17 protein-coding genes are annotated in these 23,100 nt (G+C 33.0%); 14 read left to right on the top strand and 3 right to left on the bottom strand.

The features are described 5' to 3' along the window. Positions 1-39 precede the first annotated feature (39 nt). Both H1R17_RS04095 and H1R17_RS04090 read left to right on the top strand, forming a co-directional pair. Entirely contained in the window at positions 40-1,041 is a 1,002-nt protein-coding gene (locus H1R17_RS04095) for a DUF4837 family protein (RefSeq protein WP_163431475.1), read from the top strand. Further along, complete coding sequence (locus tag H1R17_RS04090; RefSeq protein ID WP_163431474.1) at positions 1,025-1,477, top strand: GNAT family N-acetyltransferase; 453 nt, start codon at positions 1,025-1,027, stop codon at positions 1,475-1,477. The genes H1R17_RS04095 and H1R17_RS04090 overlap by 17 nt, the downstream gene beginning before the upstream one ends. Before the next feature lie 10 nt (positions 1,478-1,487). Here H1R17_RS04090 and H1R17_RS04085 read toward each other — a convergent pair whose 3' ends face one another. After that, entirely contained in the window at positions 1,488-3,464 is a 1,977-nt protein-coding gene (locus H1R17_RS04085; RefSeq protein ID WP_163431473.1) for a KUP/HAK/KT family potassium transporter, read from the bottom strand. A 191-nt stretch (positions 3,465-3,655) separates the two neighbouring features. After that, positions 3,656-4,033 (bottom strand): ribonuclease P protein component, encoded by a 378-nt coding sequence (gene rnpA, locus H1R17_RS04080; RefSeq protein WP_163431472.1) that lies wholly within the window; start codon positions 4,031-4,033, stop codon positions 3,656-3,658. Positions 4,034-4,132: 99 nt separating this feature from the next. Here rnpA and H1R17_RS04075 point away from each other — a divergent pair, with 99 nt between their 5' ends. The 10 genes from H1R17_RS04075 (at position 4,133) to sufD (ending at position 17,692) form a co-directional block, all read left to right on the top strand. Next, a complete protein-coding gene (locus H1R17_RS04075) occupies positions 4,133-5,386 on the top strand; it encodes a Y-family DNA polymerase (RefSeq protein WP_163431471.1) in 1,254 nt (417 codons plus the stop codon). Beyond that, complete coding sequence (locus tag H1R17_RS04070; protein WP_255481746.1) at positions 5,359-5,847, top strand: LexA family transcriptional regulator; 489 nt, start codon at positions 5,359-5,361, stop codon at positions 5,845-5,847. The genes H1R17_RS04075 and H1R17_RS04070 overlap by 28 nt, the downstream gene beginning before the upstream one ends. A gap of 70 nt (positions 5,848-5,917) precedes the next feature. Next, positions 5,918-6,775, top strand: a complete 858-nt coding sequence (locus tag H1R17_RS04065) for an MBL fold metallo-hydrolase (RefSeq protein ID WP_163431469.1) — start codon at positions 5,918-5,920, stop codon at positions 6,773-6,775. Between the two features lie 77 nt (positions 6,776-6,852). Continuing rightward, positions 6,853-8,487 carry a S8 family serine peptidase gene (locus H1R17_RS04060; RefSeq protein ID WP_163431468.1) on the top strand — a complete coding sequence of 545 codons (1,635 nt, stop codon included), beginning with the start codon at positions 6,853-6,855 and terminating at the stop codon, positions 8,485-8,487. Between the two features lie 78 nt (positions 8,488-8,565). Further along, positions 8,566-10,455 carry a M1 family metallopeptidase gene (locus tag H1R17_RS04055; RefSeq protein ID WP_163431467.1) on the top strand — a complete coding sequence of 630 codons (1,890 nt, stop codon included), beginning with the start codon at positions 8,566-8,568 and terminating at the stop codon, positions 10,453-10,455. Positions 10,456-10,766: 311 nt separating this feature from the next. After that, a complete protein-coding gene (locus H1R17_RS04050) occupies positions 10,767-13,433 on the top strand; it encodes a carboxypeptidase-like regulatory domain-containing protein (RefSeq protein WP_163431466.1) in 2,667 nt (888 codons plus the stop codon). Positions 13,434-13,600: 167 nt separating this feature from the next. Beyond that, positions 13,601-13,930, top strand: coding sequence for an iron-sulfur cluster assembly accessory protein (locus tag H1R17_RS04045; RefSeq protein ID WP_163431465.1), 330 nt, complete (start codon positions 13,601-13,603; stop codon positions 13,928-13,930). Between the two features lie 67 nt (positions 13,931-13,997). Then, a complete protein-coding gene (sufB, locus tag H1R17_RS04040; protein WP_163431464.1) occupies positions 13,998-15,446 on the top strand; it encodes a Fe-S cluster assembly protein SufB in 1,449 nt (482 codons plus the stop codon). Positions 15,447-15,560: 114 nt separating this feature from the next. Continuing rightward, positions 15,561-16,298, top strand: a complete 738-nt coding sequence (gene sufC, locus H1R17_RS04035) for a Fe-S cluster assembly ATPase SufC (protein ID WP_163431463.1) — start codon at positions 15,561-15,563, stop codon at positions 16,296-16,298. 80 nt (positions 16,299-16,378) lie between these two features. Continuing rightward, a complete protein-coding gene (sufD, locus tag H1R17_RS04030) occupies positions 16,379-17,692 on the top strand; it encodes a Fe-S cluster assembly protein SufD (RefSeq protein WP_163431462.1) in 1,314 nt (437 codons plus the stop codon). Positions 17,693-17,726: 34 nt separating this feature from the next. On the opposite strand, the gene nhaA is transcribed toward sufD, so the two are convergent. Further along, the gene (nhaA, locus tag H1R17_RS04025; protein ID WP_163431461.1) at positions 17,727-18,896 is read right to left on the bottom strand and encodes a Na+/H+ antiporter NhaA; all 1,170 of its coding nucleotides are present in this window, start codon (positions 18,894-18,896) and stop codon (positions 17,727-17,729) included. Between the two features lie 336 nt (positions 18,897-19,232). On the opposite strand from nhaA, the gene H1R17_RS04020 reads away from it, so the two are divergent. After that, a complete protein-coding gene (locus H1R17_RS04020; RefSeq protein WP_163431460.1) occupies positions 19,233-20,387 on the top strand; it encodes a hypothetical protein in 1,155 nt (384 codons plus the stop codon). A gap of 51 nt (positions 20,388-20,438) precedes the next feature. Continuing rightward, a complete protein-coding gene (locus tag H1R17_RS04015) occupies positions 20,439-23,090 on the top strand; it encodes a hypothetical protein (RefSeq protein ID WP_163431459.1) in 2,652 nt (883 codons plus the stop codon). The last annotated feature ends 10 nt before the right edge of the window (positions 23,091-23,100 follow it).

Here is a 23,100-nt window from a genome sequence, read left to right as displayed (position 1 = left end):
TATAGTAATTTTACACATGAATTGATTTAATTCAAAAAAATGAAACCATCTCTTTTATATGTATTTGTAGGTCTTTTTTTTATGCTTAGTTGCACAAAAAAGGAAAAAACACCTATAAATAACTTAAATTCTTCGTTTGGAAGTAGAAACGAGGTTGTGTTGGTTATTGAAGATAGTTTATGGATTGGCACAATTGGCGATAGTATTCGTGCCAAATTAGCTAAACCTATAGTAGGCATTACAGATCAGGAACCTATTTTTGATTTGGTTCAACTAGATCCTAAAATTTTTACTAAAAAAGCCAAAACGGCTCGAAACATAGTTCTTTTCTCAACACAAACTGCGCATGAGTTTATACTAGAAAAAAGCCTTAATGCTACCCCTCAAAATTTCTTTTTTATACGAGCAAAAACCAATGAAGATCTTATAAAATTATTCAATAGTAATGCAGATTCTATTATTTCGGTTTTTAAATCATCTGAAATGAATGAAGAAATGCACAAGGTAGTACGTAGCTCTAAATTGAATTACAAAGAGCTAAAAGAGCTTTTTGGGTGTACTTTAAAAATACCCGATAGTTATCATTTACAAATGGAAAATGAAAGTCCTTTTTTGTGGTATCAAAAAGATTTATCGTCTGGAAATGTAAATTTGGTGTTGTATGAATTTCCGATAAATGAAATTGAAACAAATGAATTTACTTTAGAAAACAGATTGATTGAAGCTAAAAACGTCATTGGAAAATCGTTCTTAAAAACAGCAAAAGATTCTGCTTATTTTATTGTAAGTCCGCAATTTACACCTATCATCAAAAAGAAAACCATTCAAAATTTACCTGCTTATCAAATAATTGGTGCTTGGGAAACAGTAAACGATTATTTAAAAGGTCCGTTTGTTTGTTACGCAATTCGAGATGATTATTACAATAGATATTTGTTTATTGAAGGCTTTGTAAACAATCCTTTTAAAAACAAACGCGATCAATTATTAGAAATTGAAGCCATAATTAATACCCTAAATTTTAATGAAAGTCCAAACTAAATCATTTACCGATTTTACTACTACCGAGTTATATAATGTATTAACCCTACGCAATGTTGTGTTTGTAGTAGAGCAAAATTGTGCCTATTTAGATACCGATGGCTATGATGATAAAGCACATCATGTCTTAATTTACAATGAAAATGATGATCTTGCTGCTTATTGTAGAATTTTTACTGATGGAATTAAATACGATAGTGCTAGTATTGGTAGGGTAATTGTTAATCCAAAATACAGAGGTTCACATTTAGGACATTTACTAATTAGTGAAGCTATAAAAAGCATTGAAAATTTGTATACAAGCACAGTTATTACTCTTTCTGCTCAAGAACATCTTCAAAATTTTTATGGAAAACATGGCTTTGAAACAGTTTCATCGGTTTATTTAGAAGATAATATTCCTCATGTTGAAATGGTTAGAAAAAAGGAGCATTAAGCTCCTTCTTTTATTCATGTATATCTTCTCGGCGTTTAAGCTCAAAATCGTGTACGTTTTTATCCAAAATTAATGGATAGTACTCAATTTTTACTGAACTGTTATCTAAACCAAAAGCTTTTTCTTCTGATAAACTGTGTTTGCGAATAAAGGCATAACAATCTAAAATAAACTTCTCAAACCAAGGCAATTCATTGTCATAAGAAACTACTTTTTCTATGATTACGTATTTGTAATCGGCCATAATTTGATTTTTTCTTAAAGAATGATAGGTACTTAACTTGTTAAATTCACCACATGTACTTAAATCAGCAAGTACTTTTTTAAATAAAGGACTGATTTTTGGCGCAATACGGAATCCTAAATAAAAATCGACACGAATTACTTTGTCTGAAAACTTTTTAACCTGATATTCCATTCCATAAGGCGTATCCAATACATTTACATGTAACATCCAATAAATATCGGCACGTTTTGGACGCTTATAAAGAATAGAATAGATTACCTTAGATTCAATTTCGTTTTTATTTTGGGCATTTGTAAGATAAATTAAGTTGTTGGCATATTGCGGTATGCTATCATCATTACTTAAATCTTCGATAACCGAAACATAATCTTTCAACTTAATAAATTCGGTATAATTTTTACGAATGCGTTTTCCTAATGACCAAATAACCATTACTGCTGCTAACAAACCAGCAACTAACAAGGAAATATAACCACCGTGATGAAACTTTTGAACATTGGCAATAAAGAACGATACTTCAATGAAACTGTAAATCAATACGAATCCTATGATTAGAAATTTATTTAAACGTTTCAAGATCATAAAATAGGTTAGTAAAATAGTGGTAGAAATCATACACATAACAATGGCTAAGCCATATGCTGCTTCCATATTACTAGATTCTTTAAAATACAAAACCACTAAAATACAGCCAAGACACATTAACCAATTGGTTGATGGAATGTATAATTGCCCTTTTATGACAGATGGATATTTAACCAAAACACGTGGCCAAAGATTTAAACGCATGGCTTCGTTAATCATAGTAAAAGATCCTGTAATTAAAGCCTGCGCTGCAATTACTGCTGCCATGGTAGCTATTACAATACCAATTGGAATAAACCAATCGGGCATCATTAAAAAGAACGGATTTTGAATAAATTCTTTACCGTTTTCAAACGTTTTTAAATGCATATCTTGATGCGAAAGTAAGAAAGCACCTTGACCAAAATAGTTTAAAGCAAGTGTGATTTTAACAAAAAGCCAGCTAAAGCGAATGTTTTTAATACCACAATGACCTAAATCGCTATACAAAGCTTCGGCACCCGTAGTACATAAAAATACAAAACCTAATACAAAAAAGCCTTCGGGATGTTCTGTTAGTAACAAATAGGCATAGTAAGGATTTACTGCTTTTAGTATTTCAGGTAAATTCATAATTTGTAAAACACCTGTAACAGCTAGCATTAAAAACCAAAGAAACATGATAGGCCCAAAAAGCTTACCAATTGCCTTAGTACCGTAGCTTTGAAAAAAGAAAAGCATCAAAATAATACCAATAACAATAGGTATAGTTTGTAGTTCTGGATAATAAATTTTAATACCCTCAATAGCCGATGAAATAGAAATAGGTGGTGTAATAATACCATCGGCTAGCATAGCGCTTCCTCCAATAATAGCAGGTATAATGAGCCATTTCTTTTTTAATTTCTTTACTAAGGTGTATAAAGAGAAAATACCACCTTCGCCATTATTATCAGCTTTTAAAGTAAGCCAAACATATTTAATACTGGTTTGTATGGTTAATGTCCATAAGACACACGATACCGCTCCTAAAACAAGATTGTTATTAATAGGTGCATCGCCAAAAATGGCTTTCATTACGTACAATGGCGATGTTCCTATATCACCGTAAATAATGCCTAAAGTTATTAATAAAGTACCAGCGGTAACCTTATTAATGCCGTGTTTTGTTTCCACTTAAATAGAAATTTGTTATAAAAATAGCTTTTTTGTTCAGAAAACTGCATCACGAAAAACCCAAAACGGGTATTTGGTTGAGAATTCCTTAAAAAAAGTGGCCAAATGTATAAAATAAATATGAATGAAATTACAAAAAAAGTAAAACTATTTGCATATTTAATTTTGGGTAGTACTAATGTAATTTTAAATTATGAATGTTGTTGTAAACTTTGAGTAAATTTTTCGAAAAGTTGTATTGTTTTTTGCTCAATTTCCTGATACGTTAAACGGTCTTTTGTTTGGTAAAAAAACATCATTACATAAGGTTCGTTTAAATTGTTTAAAAGTAGTTCTTTGTTTAAACGATAACATTCACGCAAAACGCGTTTAAAGTAATTACGATCAACCGCTTTTTTAAAATAACGTTTTGATACTGAAACACCCATTTGTAAAGGTATTTCTAAATCTTTAACGGGTACAAAAACCAATCGCAACGGATATTTACTAACCGAACGCCCTTCCGAAAAAAGCAAATCAATATACTTTTTCTTTTTTAATTTCTCAGTTTTAGGATACGTTTGGTTCATTATTGATTTGTAAAGAAAGGCAAAAATACCATTTCTTTTTGTTTTTCGCTATAATGTCGTTTAAACAAAAAAGACAATTTTAAAAATTACCTTTGTATCATGTATGCATTAATAGATTGTAATAATTTTTATGCCAGCTGCGAGCGGGTTTTTAACCCAAAAATACGCACAACTCCCATTGTTGTTCTTAGCAATAATGATGGTTGTGTTATTTCGCGATCAAACGAAGCAAAAAAATTAGGCATTCCTATGGGGGCGCCTGCTTTTGAATTTGATGCCGTTTTTAAAGAAAAAAACATACAGGTTTTTTCATCAAACTATGCTCTTTATGGCGATTTAAGCAATCGTGTTAATACCATTTTAAAAAAATATACAAACGATATTGAGTTTTATTCTATTGATGAAAGTTTTCTTCGGTTTACAGGATATCAGCAATATAACTTAACTAATTATTGCTTAAAAATTAGAGAAGATGTTTTAAAAAGCACGTTAATTCCTACATGTATTGGCATTGGTGCAACCAAAACTTTGGCAAAAGCAGCTAATAGAATTGCAAAGAAATTTAAGCAACTGAACGGGGTTTATAGTATTGATACCGAAGATAGGCGTATAAAAGCATTAAAATGGTTGCCAATTGAAGATGTTTGGGGTATTGGCAGAAGAATGACAAAGCGTTTAAAAGCCAAAAATGTTTTTAAAGCATATGATTTTACTCAATTATCAACCGATTTTGTAAGAAAAGAGTTTGGTGTTGTAGGTGTGCGTTTAAAAAAAGAACTAGAAGGTGTATCGGCAATTGAGTTAGATGAGGTAAGTTCTAAAAAAAGTATTGCAACTACCCGCTCTTTTGATACTACTTATAAAGAAAAAAGTTATTTAGCAGAGCGTATTGCAACCTTTGCAGCAACTTGTGCAGAAAAATTACGCAACCAACAATCGGTTTGTAATGTGGTTACCGTTTTTGTGTATACCAATCGTTTTCAAGAAAATCAAGAGCAGTATTATAATTCTATTAATGTAACCATTCCTTTTGCAACTAATTCAAGTATCGAAATTGTAAAACATGCTCAAAAAGGCTTACAGTTAATTTTTAAAGAAGGTTTTGCTTATAAAAAAGCAGGAGTTATTGTATCGGGCATTTATCCTGAGAACGAAAAACAGTTTAATTTATTTAATGAAGAACCCTTTAAACATCGCGATATTATGCGAGTGATGGATCAACTAAATTTTAAATTTGGCGATAAAAAAATAAAACTAGCCTCGCAAGATTTGGAACGAACCTGGAAAATGCGTCAAAATTTATTGAGTCCCAATTATACAACCAAATGGAACGAGATTTTAGAAGTAAAATGATACATTTTAAAAAAGCACCGCAATTTGGTTCTCAGTTAGAACATTTGCCTATTCATCAAGATGGCGAAAAAAAATACGTGGTTTTTAATGGCGGAGTTCGAGCTGGGTTTCCATCGCCTGCCGAAGATTTTCTTAGTAATCGAATCAGTTTAGACGAAAGATATCTGTCTAAAACCGAAAGCACCTTTATTATTCGAGTTAAAGGCATGTCTATGCATCCGTATTATCAAGAAAACGATGTTTTAGTTATTCGTTCCGATTACGATCCTCAAAATAACGATGATGTGGTGGTTTCCATTAACGCATCCGATTATACCTTAAAAAGATACAACAAACCGCAAGCTACTTTGTTTGCTTTAAACCCTGATTATAAAGATTCGGTTAAAATCAATGAAAATGATGAGGTTATTATTTTAGGTGTGGTGGATGTTTTACTGCGCGAAATTAAAAAGCGTAAGTAAATACAAGCGTAGAAGTAAAGAGAAAATCGAAAAAAAAGAGTATTTTTACGTTCTTATTAAAGAATGTTTTATGAAATTACATGCTATTGAAGCGGGCAATTTTAAGTTAGATGGTGGCGCTATGTTTGGCGTTGTGCCTAAAGTTTTGTGGCATAAAACCAATCCTGCCGATGCCAATAATCAAATTGATTTAGCAGCACGTTGTTTGTTAATTGAAGATGGAAACCGATTGATTTTGATTGATACCGGCATGGGAAACAAACAAAACGAAAAGTTTTTTGGTTTTTACAATATGTGGGGTGGTTTTGATTTAGAAACATCATTAAAACAAAAAGGTTTTTCTAAAGATGATATTACCGATGTTTTTTTAACACATTTGCATTTTGATCATTGTGGCGGCGCTGTTTCTTGGAATGCATCAAAAACAGGATACGAGCCAACATTTAAAAATGCTACGTATTGGAGTAATGAAAACCATTGGGATTGGGCAACAAAACCAAATCCGCGTGAAAAAGCATCATTTCTTTCAGAAAACATCCTTCCTATACAAGAAAGCGGACAGTTAAAATTTATTAATTCTGGTCAAAATCCTTTAGAAAAGTCAGACGATTTAAACTTTGGTATTTTATTTGTAGATGGTCATACTGAAAAACAAATGATTCCGCACATACAATATCAAGACAAAACCATTGTTTTTTGTGCCGATTTATTACCAACCGCAGGGCATATTCCTTTACCGTATGTAATGGGGTACGATACACGCCCATTATTAACAGTTGCAGAGAAAGAGCAATTTTTAAACCAAGCGGTTAATCATAATTATTATTTGTTTTTAGAACACGATGCTCATAATCCAATAATAACGCTTCAAAACACAGAAAAAGGCGTTCGTTTAAAAGAGGTGTTTTCTATTAACGAAATTTTATAATTTAAATTTGTAACAAAATAATGCTTAAGCATACCAATACAGTAAATAATAATCTAAAAAATAAGTTTTTATCAAATATGAAAATCAACAAACCTATTTATTTATCAGCTTTAGTAGCATTGGCTTTAACAAGCTGTAAAACAGCACAAACATCTTATTTGCAAGATTTAAGTACTTTAAAACCAATTGAATCTGTAGATTTACCAACACGTAAATCAGCTTTAGTAGAAGCAGATTTACAACGTTGGAGCCACATGGACATTGTAAAAGATACCGTTCCAGGTATGTCTGTTGATCGTGCTTACGAAGAAATCATCCAAAACAAGCCAGGTAAAAAAGTAATTGTTGCTGTAATTGATTCTGGTATTGAGGTAGATCATGCTGATTTAAAACCACAAATGTGGGTAAATCCTAAAGAAAAAGTAGGAAATAATAAAGACAATGATAAAAATGGATATGCTAATGATATTCATGGTTGGAACTTTTTAGGCGATACTAATGAAGAGCAATTAGAATTAACACGTATTGTTTCTCGTGGCGATGATGGATCTGAGCAATACAAACGTGCTGTTAAAGAGTTAGAGGAAAAACGTAAAGAACTTGAGCCTGCTAAACAACAGCTTACAATGATGCAAGATGCGCATGATAAAATTGTAAAATATTTAAAAAAGTCTGATTATAATAAAGAAGATTTAGATAAAATTGGAAAAGACGCTTCTGCTGATGTTGCTAAGGCTAAAAACATTGGTTATATGTTAATTTCTAGAGGTAAACCAGCAAATGATTTTCTTAAAGAATATGCAGATTACGTTAATGGACAATTAAATTATAATTTAAATACCAATTTTAAAGGACGTAAAACAAACGATGATATTTTTGATATCAAAGATAAAATCTACGGAAACAGCGATGTAATGGGCGATCGTGATCATGCAAAACACGGTACACACGTTGCAGGTATTATTGCGCAAACACGTCATAACAATATTGGTGGAGATGGTGTAGCGTCAAACAACGTAGAAATTATGTCGGTTCGTGCAGTGCCAGATGGTGATGAGTACGATAAAGATGTTGCATTGGCTATTCGTTATGCAGCAGATAATGGTGCAAAAGTAATCAACGGAAGTTTTGGTAAATATTTTGAGCAAAACAGTAAATGGGTTCAAGATGCTATTAAATATGCTGCCGATAAAGATGTGTTAATTGTTGTTGCAGCAGGTAATGATGCAATGGATTTAAACCCAGCAAACGGAGAAGATGTAAAACGTTATCCAAACGATCGTATTGAAGGAACAAATACAGAAGTAGCAGACAATTTCTTAGTTGTAGGTGCTTTAAATCCATCATACGGAGAAAAAATGGTAGCAAACTTCTCTAACTTTGGTTCTAAAGATGTGGATGTTTTTGCACCAGGTGTAAAAATTTATGCAACTACACCACACGGAAAATATGAGTATTTACAAGGTACATCAATGGCGTCTCCAAACGCAGCAGGTGTAGCGGCTATGATTCGTTCATACTATCCTAAATTAAGTGCTGCGCAAGTAAAACAAATCATGAAAGATTCTGGTGTTGCTGTAAACAAACAAGTAATTGTTTCTGGTGATGCAAAAGATAAACGTAATTTTACAGAGCTTTCTACATCAGGAAAATTTGTTAACTTGTACAATGCTTTAATTTTAGCAGACAAAGTTGCAAAAGGAAAAAAATAAGAACTGTTTTATTTAATATAAACCATTTAGCATCTTTTTCGCAAAGGATGTTAAATGGTTTTTTACTTATATAAACTTATGAAAAAACTGTTATTCGCTTTATTAGCAATGGGTCCGGTTGCCCTTGCTCAGCACAAAAACCCAAATCCGGGATATTGGCAACAACATGCTGATTATAAAATGGATGTAAAGATGGATGTTGAAAAATTTCAATATTCAGGAACACAAGAGTTAGTGTATACCAATAACTCAAATGATACTTTAAGAAAAGTATTTTACCATTTGTATTTTAATGCTTTTCAGCCAGGAAGCGAAATGGATGCGCGTTTAACATCTATTGCCGATCCTGATAAGCGCATGGTAAAATCGTTTAAAGGAGCAGATGGTATCGAGAAAAAGCAAAGCAAAATATCAGAATTAAAACCTAACGAAATTGGTTTTTTAAAGGTAAACGATTTAAAACAAGACGGCGCTTTAGTAAAAACAAAAGTAGTAGGAACCGTTTTAGAGGTTGAGTTGGCAAAGCCTATTTTACCAAAATCAAAAGCAACCTTTACTATGAAATTTGATGGACAAGTGCCTGTTATGGTTCGTAGAGCAGGAAGAAATTCCGAAGAAGGTGTTGCTTTATCAATGACGCAATGGTATCCTAAAATGGCCGAGTTTGATTTTGAAGGATGGCATGCTGATCCGTATATTGGTCGTGAATTTCATGGTGTTTGGGGTAATTTTGATGTAAAACTTACCTTAGATAAAACCTATACGGTTGGTGCAACAGGATATCTTCAAAACAAAAATGAAATGGGTCATGGTTACGAAGATGAAGGCGTAAAAGTTGAAACACCAAAAAAACAAAAAACACTAACATGGCATTTTGTTGCACCAAATGTACATGATTTTGCTTGGGGTGCCGATCCTAATTTTATTCACGATAAAGTAATGGGTCCAAACAATGTTGAGTTGCACTTTTTCTATAAAAACGATAAAGAAATTATTGAAAATTGGAAAAAATTACAACCGGAAACTGTTAAGTTAATGGATTATTTTAATAAAACCATTGGCGAGTATCCATATAAGCAATATTCAATTATTCAAGGTGGCGATGGCGGTATGGAGTATGCTATGTGTACTTTAATTACAGGAAAACGTTCTTTACCAAGTTTAATTGGTGTTACAGCGCATGAATTTGCACACATGTGGTTTCAGCATTTGTTAGCTACTAATGAAAGTAAACATGAATGGATGGACGAAGGTTTTACGTCTTTTATATCTGATTTTGCAGTGAATCATATCATGAATAAAGAAAACAAAGAAGATGAAAACGCTATGCAAAGTGCCTACAACAACTATTACTACATGGTAAAGAAAAACGGACAACAACCTTTATCAACCCATGCTGATAGATATGATGATAACATGAATTATGGAATTTCGGCATATAGTAAAGGCGCGGTTTTTATTTCTCAGTTGGCTTATGTAATTGGTTGGGAAGATACTTTTAAAACATTAAAACGTTTTTATTATGATTATCGCTTCTCACATCCAACTCCAAACGATTTTAAACGTACAGCTGAACGTGTTTCGGGTGCTGTTTTAGATTGGTATTTGGTTGATTGGACGCAAACCGTTAATACGATTGATTATGGTATTAAAGATGTAAAAGTAAACGGTGCAAAAACAAAAGTTTCATTAGAGCGTATTGGACGTATGCCTATGCCTATTGATTTGTTGGTTGTTTATGCTGATGATTCTTCTGAGAGTTTTTACATACCCAATACCTTAATGAGATATTCAAAACCAAATCCGTTTCCTAAAATTAACAGAACCGAGTTAAAAGGATGGGATTGGGCTTTTCCTACTTATGATTTTGAGTTTGATACCAAAGGAAAAAGAGTAAAAACAGTAGTTATTGATCCATCACAATTAATGGCTGATGTTAATCAAGAAAACAATAGTAAAAAGATGTAATCATCTTAAAAATATCCAATTTTGAAAAAGGCTGTTCTTTTATAAAGACAGCCTTTTTTTGTGCAAAACATTGTTTTTTGTATGCGCGCATATAATTTAGAGTCTTTTTAGATAGATAAAAAGCGAAATAATTTGCTAATAATATGCCTAATTACTTTTTAAATCTTAAAATTTTAAAGTATTATAAATGTGTTTTAACAATGATTTGCAAATTGTTAATTAAACATTATGAATGCTTTACTATTCTAGCTGTTAGTGTGTTTTTGATATTAATGTAATAATTTTGCAAAGAATTTTTTAACTAAACAATAATGAAAAATCGTCTAAGCACGTTGGCAATGATTGCTTTTTTCGCATCAACTGCCTCTTATGCGCAAAACAAATTAACAGGTGTTGTTTACGATGCAGATAAAAAAACAGCTATTTCAGGAGTAGAAGTTTTTGTAAAAGGAACCTCAGAAGGGGTAACTACTAATGAAGATGGATCTTTTACCATTTCAACAGAGTTAACTCAAGGGCAGGTAGAATTTGCTTATTTGGGTTATACCACAAGAACTACTTCTTTTACAGTAACGCATTCAACCGAAATTAATTTAGGGACAATTTATTTAAGCGAATCTGCTGAATCATTAGGAGAAATCGTGGTAATGGCTCGTGGGGTAATTGATGTTGCAGAAGGTAGAAAAACACCAATTGCGGTTTCAACAATTAAAAGACAAGAAATTGAAGAAAAAGTAGGAGCGCAAGATATTACATCTACAATGGTAAACACACCATCGGTTTATGTAACATCGCAAGCACGTGGTTTTGGTGAATCGTCAATGAGTACACGTGGTTTTGATCAATCAAATACAGCATTTTTATTAAACGGTCAGCCAATTAATGGTATGGATAATGGTCGTGTATACTGGTCTAACTGGTCTGGTATGACTGATATTGCAAATGCTGTTCAAATTCAACGTGGTTTAGGTTCGTCTAAATTAGCTATTTCATCAGTGGGTGGTACTATTAACTTTATTACAAAAGCTACCGAAATGAAAGAAGGTGGTTTCTTTAAAGGAACTGTTGGTAACGATAATTTTTACAAAACCACCGTTGGTTATAATACAGGTTTATTAGATAATGGCGTTGGTGTTTCGGCTATGTTTACGCATTGGCAAGGTGATGGTTATATGGATCAAACAGCTGGTCAAGGTCAAAACTATTTCATCTCTTTTGGATATAAAGTGAATAAAAAGCACAATTTAAACTTTTTAATTACAGGTGCGCCACAATGGCATGATCAAGGAAATACTGGTACAATTGCCGATTTCTTACAATTTGGTACTAAATACAACAACAATGTTGGTTTATGGAATGGTGAAAAATACAATCTAAGAAGAAATTATTACCACAAACCAGTTGCAAACTTAAATTGGGATTGGCAAATTTCAGAAAAGTCTAGTTTATCAACTGTTGTTTATGCATCTGTTGCTAGTGGCGGTGGTCGTTCTAACAACTTTAGAGTTAATAATATTGATACTACTAAAACACAAGCTGAAAACGATCGTTTCTTTGAAAATGGGTTAGTAAATATTGATAAGTACGTAGCTGTAAATGAGGCTGATGTAAACGGTGAATCTAAAAATATTTTATGGTCTGATGTTAATAACCACCAATGGTTTGGTATTGTTTCTAACTTCAATCATGAATTAGCCAAAAATTTAAATTTAAATGTTGGTTTTGATTTGCGTACTTACAAAGGTACACACAATCGTCAGCTAAATAATTTAATGGGAGGAAGCTATTTTGTTGATTCTGGAAATGTCAATTTTGCAGATCCAATACACGCTTCAAATACTTTTGGTACAAATCCTTGGAAATCGTTTAACGATCATGCAGATAATGCTTCAGATAAACTTTCTTGGGATTATGAACAAATTATTCGTTATGCGGGTGTATTTGGTCAGTTAGAGTATTCAACAGATCGTTTATCAGCCTATTTCCAAGGAGCACTTTCTGATCAAAGTAATGAGCGTAATGATTTTTATCAATACACACCTGGTAACGATAAATCTGAAAAAGTTACAAATATTGGATATAATGTAAAAGCGGGTGCTTCGTACAATTTTGAAAACAAGCACTTTGTTTTTGCTAATGTTGGTGTTTATTCACGCCAGCCTTATCAAAACAACATTTTCATGAACTACAGAAATGATATTAATGAAAATGCTGAAAACGAAGATATTGTTGGATTAGAGTTAGGATATAAATTTACATCTCAATTTGTTGATGTAAATGTAAACGCTTATCAAACTACTTGGGATAATCGTGTTACAGGAAGTTCAAGACGTGCTACTGCAGATGATGTTAAAAAATACAACCCAACAAACGATCCGTCAAAAGTGCAAGAAGGACAAGATATTTATACATCAAATTACGGTACCAAACAAAATCACAAAGGAATTGAAATCGACGTTGTTGCACGCCCGTTATACAATTTAGAAGTTAAAGGTTTTGCCTCGATAGGTGATTGGAAGTACGAAGGAAATGCTGTAAGTATAGAGCGTGATCAAAACAGAAACGATCTTGAAACAAAAATAACCGATATTGATGGAGGAAAAGTAGGCGATGCTGCTCAAACCACATTTGGTTTAGGTTTAAAATACAAAGTTTTACCAAATTTATCTGTTGATGCAGATTATAGATACTTTCAAGACCTATATTCATCACGTCAGTTAAAAGAAAACTTAATGTTGCCATCTTACCAAGTAGTTGATGCAGGGGTTTCATACGCGCTTAATTTAACTAATAAAAATCGTTTAAGTTTCCGTGTTAATGTGAACAACTTATTTGATACAGAGTATATAGCTCAATCAAGCACCGCAAATAAAGTAAACGAAAAAACAAAAGGTACTTATAAAGGTATAGACACATCTAACCAAGTATTATTTGGTTGGGGACGCACTTGGAATGCTTCTATTAAGTTAACATTCTAAGGTTCTAACCTGTTTTTATCATTTCAAAACCGCCTCTTTAAATTTAGAGGCGGTTTTTTTATAAATTCTGCTTATACATTTATAGTTATAATATTGTTATTAGTATGATAAAAATCATATTTTGTAAGTATCTTTGCAGTTGGTAATAATCTAAAATTCAAATTGTCATGATAAAAGTATCAGAATCGGCAGCTAAAAGAGCTAAAATGTTGATGGAAGATGATGGTTTAAACCCAGAAACAGCCTTTATTCGCGTAGGCGTAAAAAGTGGTGGATGCTCTGGCTTAGAATACGAATTGAAGTTTGACGAAAACGCCCTAGAAAACGATAAAATTTTTGAAGATAGCGGTGTTAAAATCGCAGTAGATAAAAAAAGTTTCTTGTATTTAGTAGGAACAACGTTAGAATATTCAGGAGGTTTAAACGGAAAAGGTTTCGTATTCAACAATCCTAACGCTACAAGAACTTGTGGTTGCGGAGAGTCATTCTCATTATAGTCAAATGTCGAAGGTCATAAAATTCAAACTTTAAGACACAAGACTTTTAAACTTTAAGACAAAAAATATGTCAAAATACACGGAAGAAGAATTAAAAAAAGAATTAGAAACTAAGGAATATGAGTACGGCTTTTATACAGAATTAGAAGCTGAAACTTTTCCTGTGGGGCTAAATGAAGATATTGTTCGTGCCATTTCTCAAAAGAAAGCAGAGCCAGAATGGATGACGGAATGGCGTTTAGATGCTTTTAGAATTTGGAAAGAAATGACCGAGCCTAATTGGGCAAATGTAACTTATGAAAAGCCCGATTTTCAGGCAATTTCATATTATTCAGCACCAAAAGATGTAGATCCTAACAAAACATTAGACGATGTAGATCCGGAATTGTTAGAAATGTACAAAAAGTTAGGAATTTCTATTGAAGAACAAAAACGTATGAACAACATTGCAATGGATATTGTAGTGGATTCTGTTTCTGTTGCAACTACTTTTAAAGAAACCTTAAACGAAAAAGGAATTATTTTTTGTTCGATATCAGAAGCTATCAAAGAACATCCAGAATTGGTTAAACAATACATTGGTTCTGTGGTACCAAAAACCGATAATTTCTATGCAGCGTTAAACTCGGCTGTTTTCTCAGACGGATCATTCTGTTATATTCCAAAAGGCGTTCGTTGCCCAATGGAATTATCAACCTATTTCCGTATCAATCAGGCAGGAACGGGTCAGTTTGAGCGTACTTTGTTAATTGCCGATGAAGGTTCGTATGTTTCTTATTTAGAAGGATGTACAGCGCCAAGTCGTGATGAAAATCAATTGCACGCTGCTGTGGTAGAGTTAATTGCTTTAAATGACGCTGAGATAAAATATTCTACCGTTCAAAACTGGTTCCCAGGCGATAAAAATGGTAAAGGTGGGGTTTTTAACTTTGTAACCAAACGTGCTTTAGCAGAGAAAAACGCAAAAGTATCTTGGACACAAGTTGAAACAGGATCAGCGGTAACATGGAAATATCCATCGTGTATTTTAAAAGGTGATAATGCGGTGGGCGAGTTTTATTCAATTGCAGTTACTAACAACTTCCAGCAAGCCGATACAGGTACCAAAATGATTCACTTAGGAAAAAATACGAAATCAACTATTATTTCTAAGGGAATTTCAGCGGGAAAATCGCAAAATTCTTACCGAGGATTGGTTCAAATTGGATCAAGAGCCGAAAACGCACGTAACTTTACACAATGTGATTCCTTGTTAATGGGTAACGAATGTGGCGCGCATACTTTTCCTTATATCGAATCTAAAAATGCATCAGCTAAATTAGAGCACGAAGCAACAACAAGTAAAATTGGCGAAGATCAAATTTTCTATTGCAACCAAAGAGGAATCCCTACCGAAACAGCAGTAGCTTTAATTGTAAACGGATTCTCAAGAGAGGTTTTAGACAAGCTTCCAATGGAATTTGCCGTAGAAGCTAAAAAACTATTAGAAATTTCGTTAGAAGGATCGGTTGGATAAAAATAGATATCAGCTATTAGTATTGAGAAATTAGAAATAAAAATACATTATAAATATTGATTTAAGGAGGTAGAGAATTCGATTCTCATATCTCAAATCTCAAATCTTGAAGAAATGTTACAAATAAAAAATTTACACGCCTCTGTAGAGGATAAAGAAATATTAAAAGGAATTAATCTTGAGGTAAAAGCAGGTGAGGTTCATGCAATTATGGGTCCAAATGGTGCCGGAAAATCAACTTTGTCATCTGTTATTGCAGGTAACGAGAATTTTGAAGTTACTGAAGGAGAAATTATTTTAGAAGGCGAAGATTTAGGCGATTTAGCTCCAGAAGAACGCGCACATAAAGGTATTTTCTTATCATTTCAATATCCAGTTGAAATTCCAGGTGTTTCGGTAACCAACTTTATGAAAACGGCAATTAACGAGTCTCGTAAAGCAAATGGTTTAGAAGATATGCCAGCGAACGAAATGTTGAAGTTAATCAAAGAAAAATCAGAATTATTAGAAATCGATCGTAAGTTTTTGTCACGTTCATTAAACGAAGGTTTTTCGGGTGGTGAGAAAAAACGTAACGAAATTTTTCAAATGGCAATGTTAGAACCTAAAGTAGCTATTTTGGATGAAACCGATTCAGGTTTAGACATTGATGCATTGCGTATTGTAGCTAACGGAGTGAATAAGTTAAAGAGCGAAAACAACGCGGTAATTGTAATTACACACTACCAACGTTTATTAGAATACATTGTTCCAGATTTTGTACACGTATTGCACGATGGAAAAATCGTTAAAACAGGAGGTAAAGAATTAGCTCTTGAATTAGAAGAAAAAGGATACGATTGGCTTAAATAATTAGTTTGAAAAGTTTTAAGTTCTAAGTTTCAGGTTACGCAACTTGCAACTTAAAACTTAAAACCTGAAACAAAGAAGTAATGGATTTAAAAGAAAAATTATTATCATCTTTTTTAGCATTTGAACAAAAAGTAGATGTAAATTCTGCACTACACGATGTTAGAACAAATGCATTAAAGGTGTTTGAAAATAAAGGTTTTCCTACAAAAAAGGAAGAAGCATGGAAATACACTTCGTTAAACAGCGTGTTAGCGAACGATTACAACATTCTTCCTAAAAACGAAGTAGCGGTTGATTGGAAAGACGTAAAAAAATACTTTTTAAACGATGTTGATACCTATAAAGTGGTTTTCATCAACGGAGTTTTTTCATCGCATTTATCATCAACAACGCACGATGGTTTAGATGTTTGTTTAATGTCTTCAGCATTAACAAAGCCAAAATACAAAATGATTATCGATACGTATTTCAATCAAGTTGCAAATACCGACGATAGTTTAACAAATTTAAATACGGCTTACGCGTTTGAAGGCGCTTACATCAACATTCCTAAATCAACGGTTGTACAAAAGCCAATAGAGGTTATTTATTTTACCACTGGTGCTGCATCTAATTTTGTGCAACCACGTAATTTAATTATTGTAGGTGAAAATGCACACGTTCAAATTATTGAGCGTCATCAATCGTTGACTGAAACAACAATGTTAACCAATAGTGTAACCGAGATTTTTGCTTCAAAACGCGCCATTGTAGACTATTATAAGCTACAAAACGATGTGCAAACGGCAAACTTGGTAGATAATACGTATATCGATCAAAAACAAGAGAGTCGTGTTTCGGTTCATACGTTTTCGTTTGGAGGAAACATCACTAGAAACAATCTGAATTTCTTTCAAAAAGGAGAGCGTATTGATTCTACTTTAAAAGGAGTTACCATTATTGGCGATAAACAACATGTAGATCATTATACATCGGTACATCACAAACAACCAAATTGTGAATCGCACCAGAACTACAAAGGTATTTTTGACGATCGTTCTACGGGTGTTTTCAATGGAAAAATTTATGTAGATAAAATCGCCCAAAAAACCGACGCTTTTCAACAAAACAACAATATTTTATTAACCGATAAAGCGACGTTGAACACCAAACCACAATTAGAAATTTTTGCTGATGATGTTAAATGTTCGCACGGATGTACTATTGGTCAGTTAGATGAAACGGCAATGTTTTACATGCAACAACGCGGAATTCCTAAGAAAGAAGCTAAAGCATTATTAATGTATGCCTTTACTGATGAGGTTTTATCATCGGTAGCCATTCCCGATTTACAATTGAAATTACAAAAGTTAATTTCAATGAAATTAGGAGTAAACATAGGCTTTGATATATAAATAAAAAAAACCACTTCAAACGAAGTGGTTTTTTTTATTTCTTATTCTTTTGTGTTTTTAAGAGGATAAAGCCAATACATCCTGCAACTAAAGAAGTTAATAATACAGCTAATTTAGCTTCTTCAACAAACAAAGGATCTTTAAAAGAGAGTATAGATACAAAAATACTCATGGTAAAACCAATTCCTGCTAAAAACCCTACACCAATAATGTGACTCCAAGTAGCATTTTCAGGTAAAGTACTTAGACCTAATTTTGTACAAATAAAAGTCGAAATTAAGATACCAACTGGCTTACCTATTAATAACCCCAGAATAATACCCAAACCTAATGGTGATGTTAAACCTTCTAGCATTTCTGCTTGTAATGTTATGTTGGTGTTAGCAAAAGCAAAAAGAGGAACAATTAATAAGTTTACGGGTTTTGCAATAGCATGCTCTAAACGTTCTAATGGCGATTCTACATCGGTATCGTTAGTTGGTATAGTCATAGCAATTAAAACACCCGCAATGGTAGCATGAATACCTGAATGATGTACAAAATACCAAATAAACACGCCTGGTATTAAATACAACCAAGGATTTTGAACATTAAAACGATTCATTGCAATTAAAATAATCATTCCGATGCCTGCGTACATTAAATACGTAATCTCAATACCTGTAGAATAAAACAAAGCAATTACTAAAATGGCAATTAAATCGTCTACAATAGCTAAGGCAGCTAAGAATATTTTTAAACTAGGAGGCACATTTTTACTTACAAGCGATATTACAGCTAATGCAAAAGCAATATCAGTAGCCATAGGAATACCCCAACCGTGTTGCGTAGGTAATCCGTTATTAAATATAAAATAGATAAGAGCAGGTACTAATGCACCACCAATAGCACACAAAATAGGTAACGACGCTTTTTTAGGGGATGATAGCTCTCCTTCAACCAATTCTCGTTTAATTTCCAAACCAACAAGCAAGAAGAAAATAGCCATCAATCCGTCATTAATCCATAATAAAATAGAATAATTAAGATGAATAGTGTTGTTTTCAAAACCAATTTTAGTATCTAAAAAATGTTGTAAAGGTTCGGCTAAGTTTGTGTTGGCCACAATTAAAGAGAGAATAACACAAGAAAAAAGTAAAATTCCGCCAATATTGTTAGAGTGTAAGAAATCTTTAAAGGCTTGTAGATTGATTTTATTTTGCATTTTGTAGGATGTTAGGTAACATTAAAAGCGTTAGTTTCAAAGATACTGAAAACTGCTTTTTTACCAAAGTTTGATTTTAAGATTTGTAACAGAAATATTAAATATTAAATAATGGCAAATAATAACTAAATATTAACACTAAGTGAGCATTAAACTCATATAATGTTAATATTTAATGAGTTATGAGCTGTTAAAAGAAAAGCATCAAGTAAAATGGTTACTTTTGCAGAGAAATTGAATTATTAAACATTTTTTTATAATAATGATTATCAAATATTTAATGGTTTTAATTAAATTATTTTCAAATAAAATCAATAATCTTTAGAATATTTATATATGAATAAAAGATTACTTACAGGATTACTATTTTTAGGAGGAGTTTTGGTTTCGCATGCACAGGTCGGAATAGGTACCCTTCAGCCAAACGAATCTAGTCAATTAGAAGTTGTAGCAAGCAATAAAGGTATTTTAATACCAAGAGTGCCTTTAACAAGTATTACAGATGCTACTACAATTACAAAAGGCAATGTAGAATCGTTATTGGTTTTTAATACTACAAACAGTGCTGATATTAAACCAGGTTATTACTATTGGTATGATAATAGATGGGCACGATTAGTAAATCAAAACGATATACAAGATTTAGATACAAATACTAAAAATGAATCGTTTACGGTTAACAATGGTAGTTTGATACTGAAAGATTCAGACGGAAACACTGTTTCTATTCCACTTACCGATGTTAATATCATTACAACTTTAGTAAACAATAATAACGGAACCTATACCTATACATCGGAAGACGGAACTGTAACTATTATTAATGTTGTAACAGATGTTATCAATAACTTTCAGCAAATTGTGGATAACAGCACAGTGAATAACATCTTAAAACAAATTATCAAAAACAATGCAGGTAACGTTTCTTATGATGGAACTTCATTCACGTATATTGATAATTCAGGTGCAACCCAGACTATAAACGTTAAAAATATTGTGCAAGCAAATCAAAAAGTAGATACGTTTGTAGGCAATAATCCCATTACAGTAACATCTGCTGCAACACCAAATGCAACAGGTGGTAAAGATTATACTATTGCGGTAGCTACTGCTAACGGAACCAATTTAGGTGTTGTAAAACAAGCAGCTAACAATCCATCGGTAACCATTAATCAAAGTGGTGAGTTGTTTGTGAATTTTGATTCGCAAAATAATATAAAAGAAGTTTCAACAAATTACAACGTTGTAGCTAGCGATGCTATTTTATTAGGTACTCCAACCAATCAAGATATTACTTTAGTACTTCCAGACCCTACATTAAATAAAGGAAAGAAATTTACTGTTAAAAAGTACGATGCCAATGAAGATTACTATGTAAACGTTTCTGGAGCGATACATGGCGTTACTAGCGGACTTTACACAGCTTTACCTTACTCAGGATGGGCATTTGTATCAGACGGTACCATTTGGAAAATCATTGAGAAATTTTAGAATAATAATAGAAACACATTACATAAATTATAAAGAAAAATTAGAAACTATATGAAAAAATTATTACTTACGGCAGCAATAGCATTTGCAGTTTTAACATCAACAGAAACATTTGCACAACAAGGTTTTGGTACTAACACACCTGATAAATCAGCAGCTGTTGATATCGTTTCATCAAAACGCGGTTTATTAATTCCTAGAATTGATATTCCTAATTTAAATGCAGCAGCTCCAGTAACAGCTCCAGCTACATCTTTGTTTGTATACAATACAAATGCTACTACAGGAGAAGGTTTTTACTACTGGGATGGTGCTAAATGGGTACGTTTTGTATCTACAAATACTGAAAAGGAAGTGGTAGTTGCACCAGGTGATAATGTAAAAGTAACCGAAGTAGAAGTTGGTAATACAACAACATATACAGTAGGTGTTAAAGAAGGTACTCAAGGACAAGTAATGGTAACTGTTTTAAATCCTACAACAAACAAATTAGAATCTAAATGGGTTAATCCAGTTGATTTTATTGAAGGTGTTAATGGTATTACAGTTACACCTGTTACAGATCCTGCAACTGGAATTACAACAAATGAAGTATCATTAGGAGGACCTTTAACTAAAGCTACAGATATTACTGTTGATCCTGCTACAGGAAAAACATTATCTATCAAAGGTTTAGAAACATTAACAACTGTAACTAATGAAAAAGTTATGGTAATGGACAATAATGGTGTGTTAAAACAAGTTTCAGTTTCTGATTTACTTAAAGCTAAAGATTTAACTTTAGAGAAAGAGTTAGAGTTTACAAACGGAACAATTGGTACTGGAGCTGTTTTAGTAGATACTAAAATTGGAGTTAAAAATAGATCTATTGGTGCTGATAAATTAGATCCAGGCGCAGCTACACCTGGTCAAATTGCAACAGTAGTTAACAATGGTACTACAACCGAAGTAAAGTATCAAGATGCTTCAACAGCTATTGGTAAAACGTTATCTACCGATGATATCATTGGTGTAGGAGCAGATGCAGGTTCAGCAACAGCTAGTACTTTAGCAGGTGCTGTTTTAACGCCAACCTACTTAAAAATTAAAGACAACTCTATTACTGCTACACAAATTGGTACAGGTGCTGTAGGTGCAAATGAGTTAGCTACTGGTGCAGTAACAGCGGATAAGTTATCTACAAAGAATTCTGAAAATGGAACATTAGCAGCAGCTAATACAGTACCTGTAGCTAATGCTGATGGTACAGTTACCTATAAAACTATTGCAGCAGCAGCAGGTGAAGATTTAACTACAGATGGTAAAATTGTTATTGGAGCTACAGGTAATGCTCAAAGTTTAACAGATGCTGTTTTAGTTCCAACTCATTTAAGAATTGCACCTGAGAGTATTACATCAGCTGACATTAAAGACGGTACCATTACTACAACAGATATTCAAGCGCCAAATTCTACTACAAACACAGGTGGTACAGCTAACCAAGTAATGGTGACAGATGATAAAGGTAATGTAACTTGGGTTAATCAATCAGATTTGCCAAGCAATACAGTTATGGCTAATGGAACAAATACAACTGTATCAGGTAATGGTTCTACAGCAACACCTTTTAAAGTAGATGTAAATATTGGTAATGCAACAACAACAGGTGCTGTTAAACAAGCAGCAGCAGGTACAGAAGAAGTTACTATTGCAGCAGATGGTACATTGTCTATTAACGAAACAAACGTGAAGTTAGAAGGCGACGTTACAGGACCTTTAAACGCTACAAAAGTTACAGCTATTCAAGGAACGGGTGTTTCTACAACAGCTCCAACAGCTGCAAACAACATGTTAGTGTATAATGATGGAACAAAACAATGGGAGCCATCTACTGTGGCAGCTGCAGCTGGTAAAAATTTAACTACTGATGATGTTATTCAAATAACAGGTACAGGTGCAACAACAACATCAAGTGCAACACAATCAGTATTAAAAGATATTAAATTAGAGATAGGAGCTGATAAGATTACAGCTGCGCACATTGCACCAGATGCTGTAGGAGCTTCTGAATTGGCTGATAATGCAGTAGATAATACAAGTATTGCTCCAGGTGCTGTTTCTTCTGATAAAATGACATCATTCACAACCGCAAATGGTACAGCAACTCCAGTAGCTTCTGGTATGGTACCAACAGCAGATGGTAAAGGAGGCGTTACATACCAAACAGTAAACAGTGCAGTGAAAGTAATTAACGGTTTACATAAAGATACTACTTCAGAAGAAATTAAATTAGGAGGCGATTTAATAGAGCCAACTGCAATTAATACAAATGCTGCGAATACGTTAGCAATTACAGGGTTAACAAATGTTGCTCCTACTACTGCTACAAAAAATAAAGTAATTGTTGCTGAAACTACAGGAGGTATACTACGTACTGTAGATAAGGTTGTAACAGGAACAAATGTAGATGTTGCTGCAAATGCTAACTATAGTTTCCATACACCAGAAGTGGTTATTAATGTAACTTTAACAAATGCAGATCAAACAATTACGTTTCCAAATGCATCAGAAGCTGAAGGGCAAGTAATCAACATTAGAATTGCAAATACTACCGATACACATACAGGTTATTTAAATGTATTAACAACTTATGGTTCAATGCCTTATCAAAGTTGGGTTGTAAAATCAAACGGTACAGCTTGGGAAATAGTTGCACGAAACTAATTTCATTTTT

This window comes from Flavobacterium sp. xlx-214 (assembly GCF_013874595.1).
Classification (GTDB): Bacteria; Bacteroidota; Bacteroidia; order Flavobacteriales; family Flavobacteriaceae; genus Flavobacterium.
This window is presented reverse-complemented; position numbering and strand designations above follow the sequence as displayed.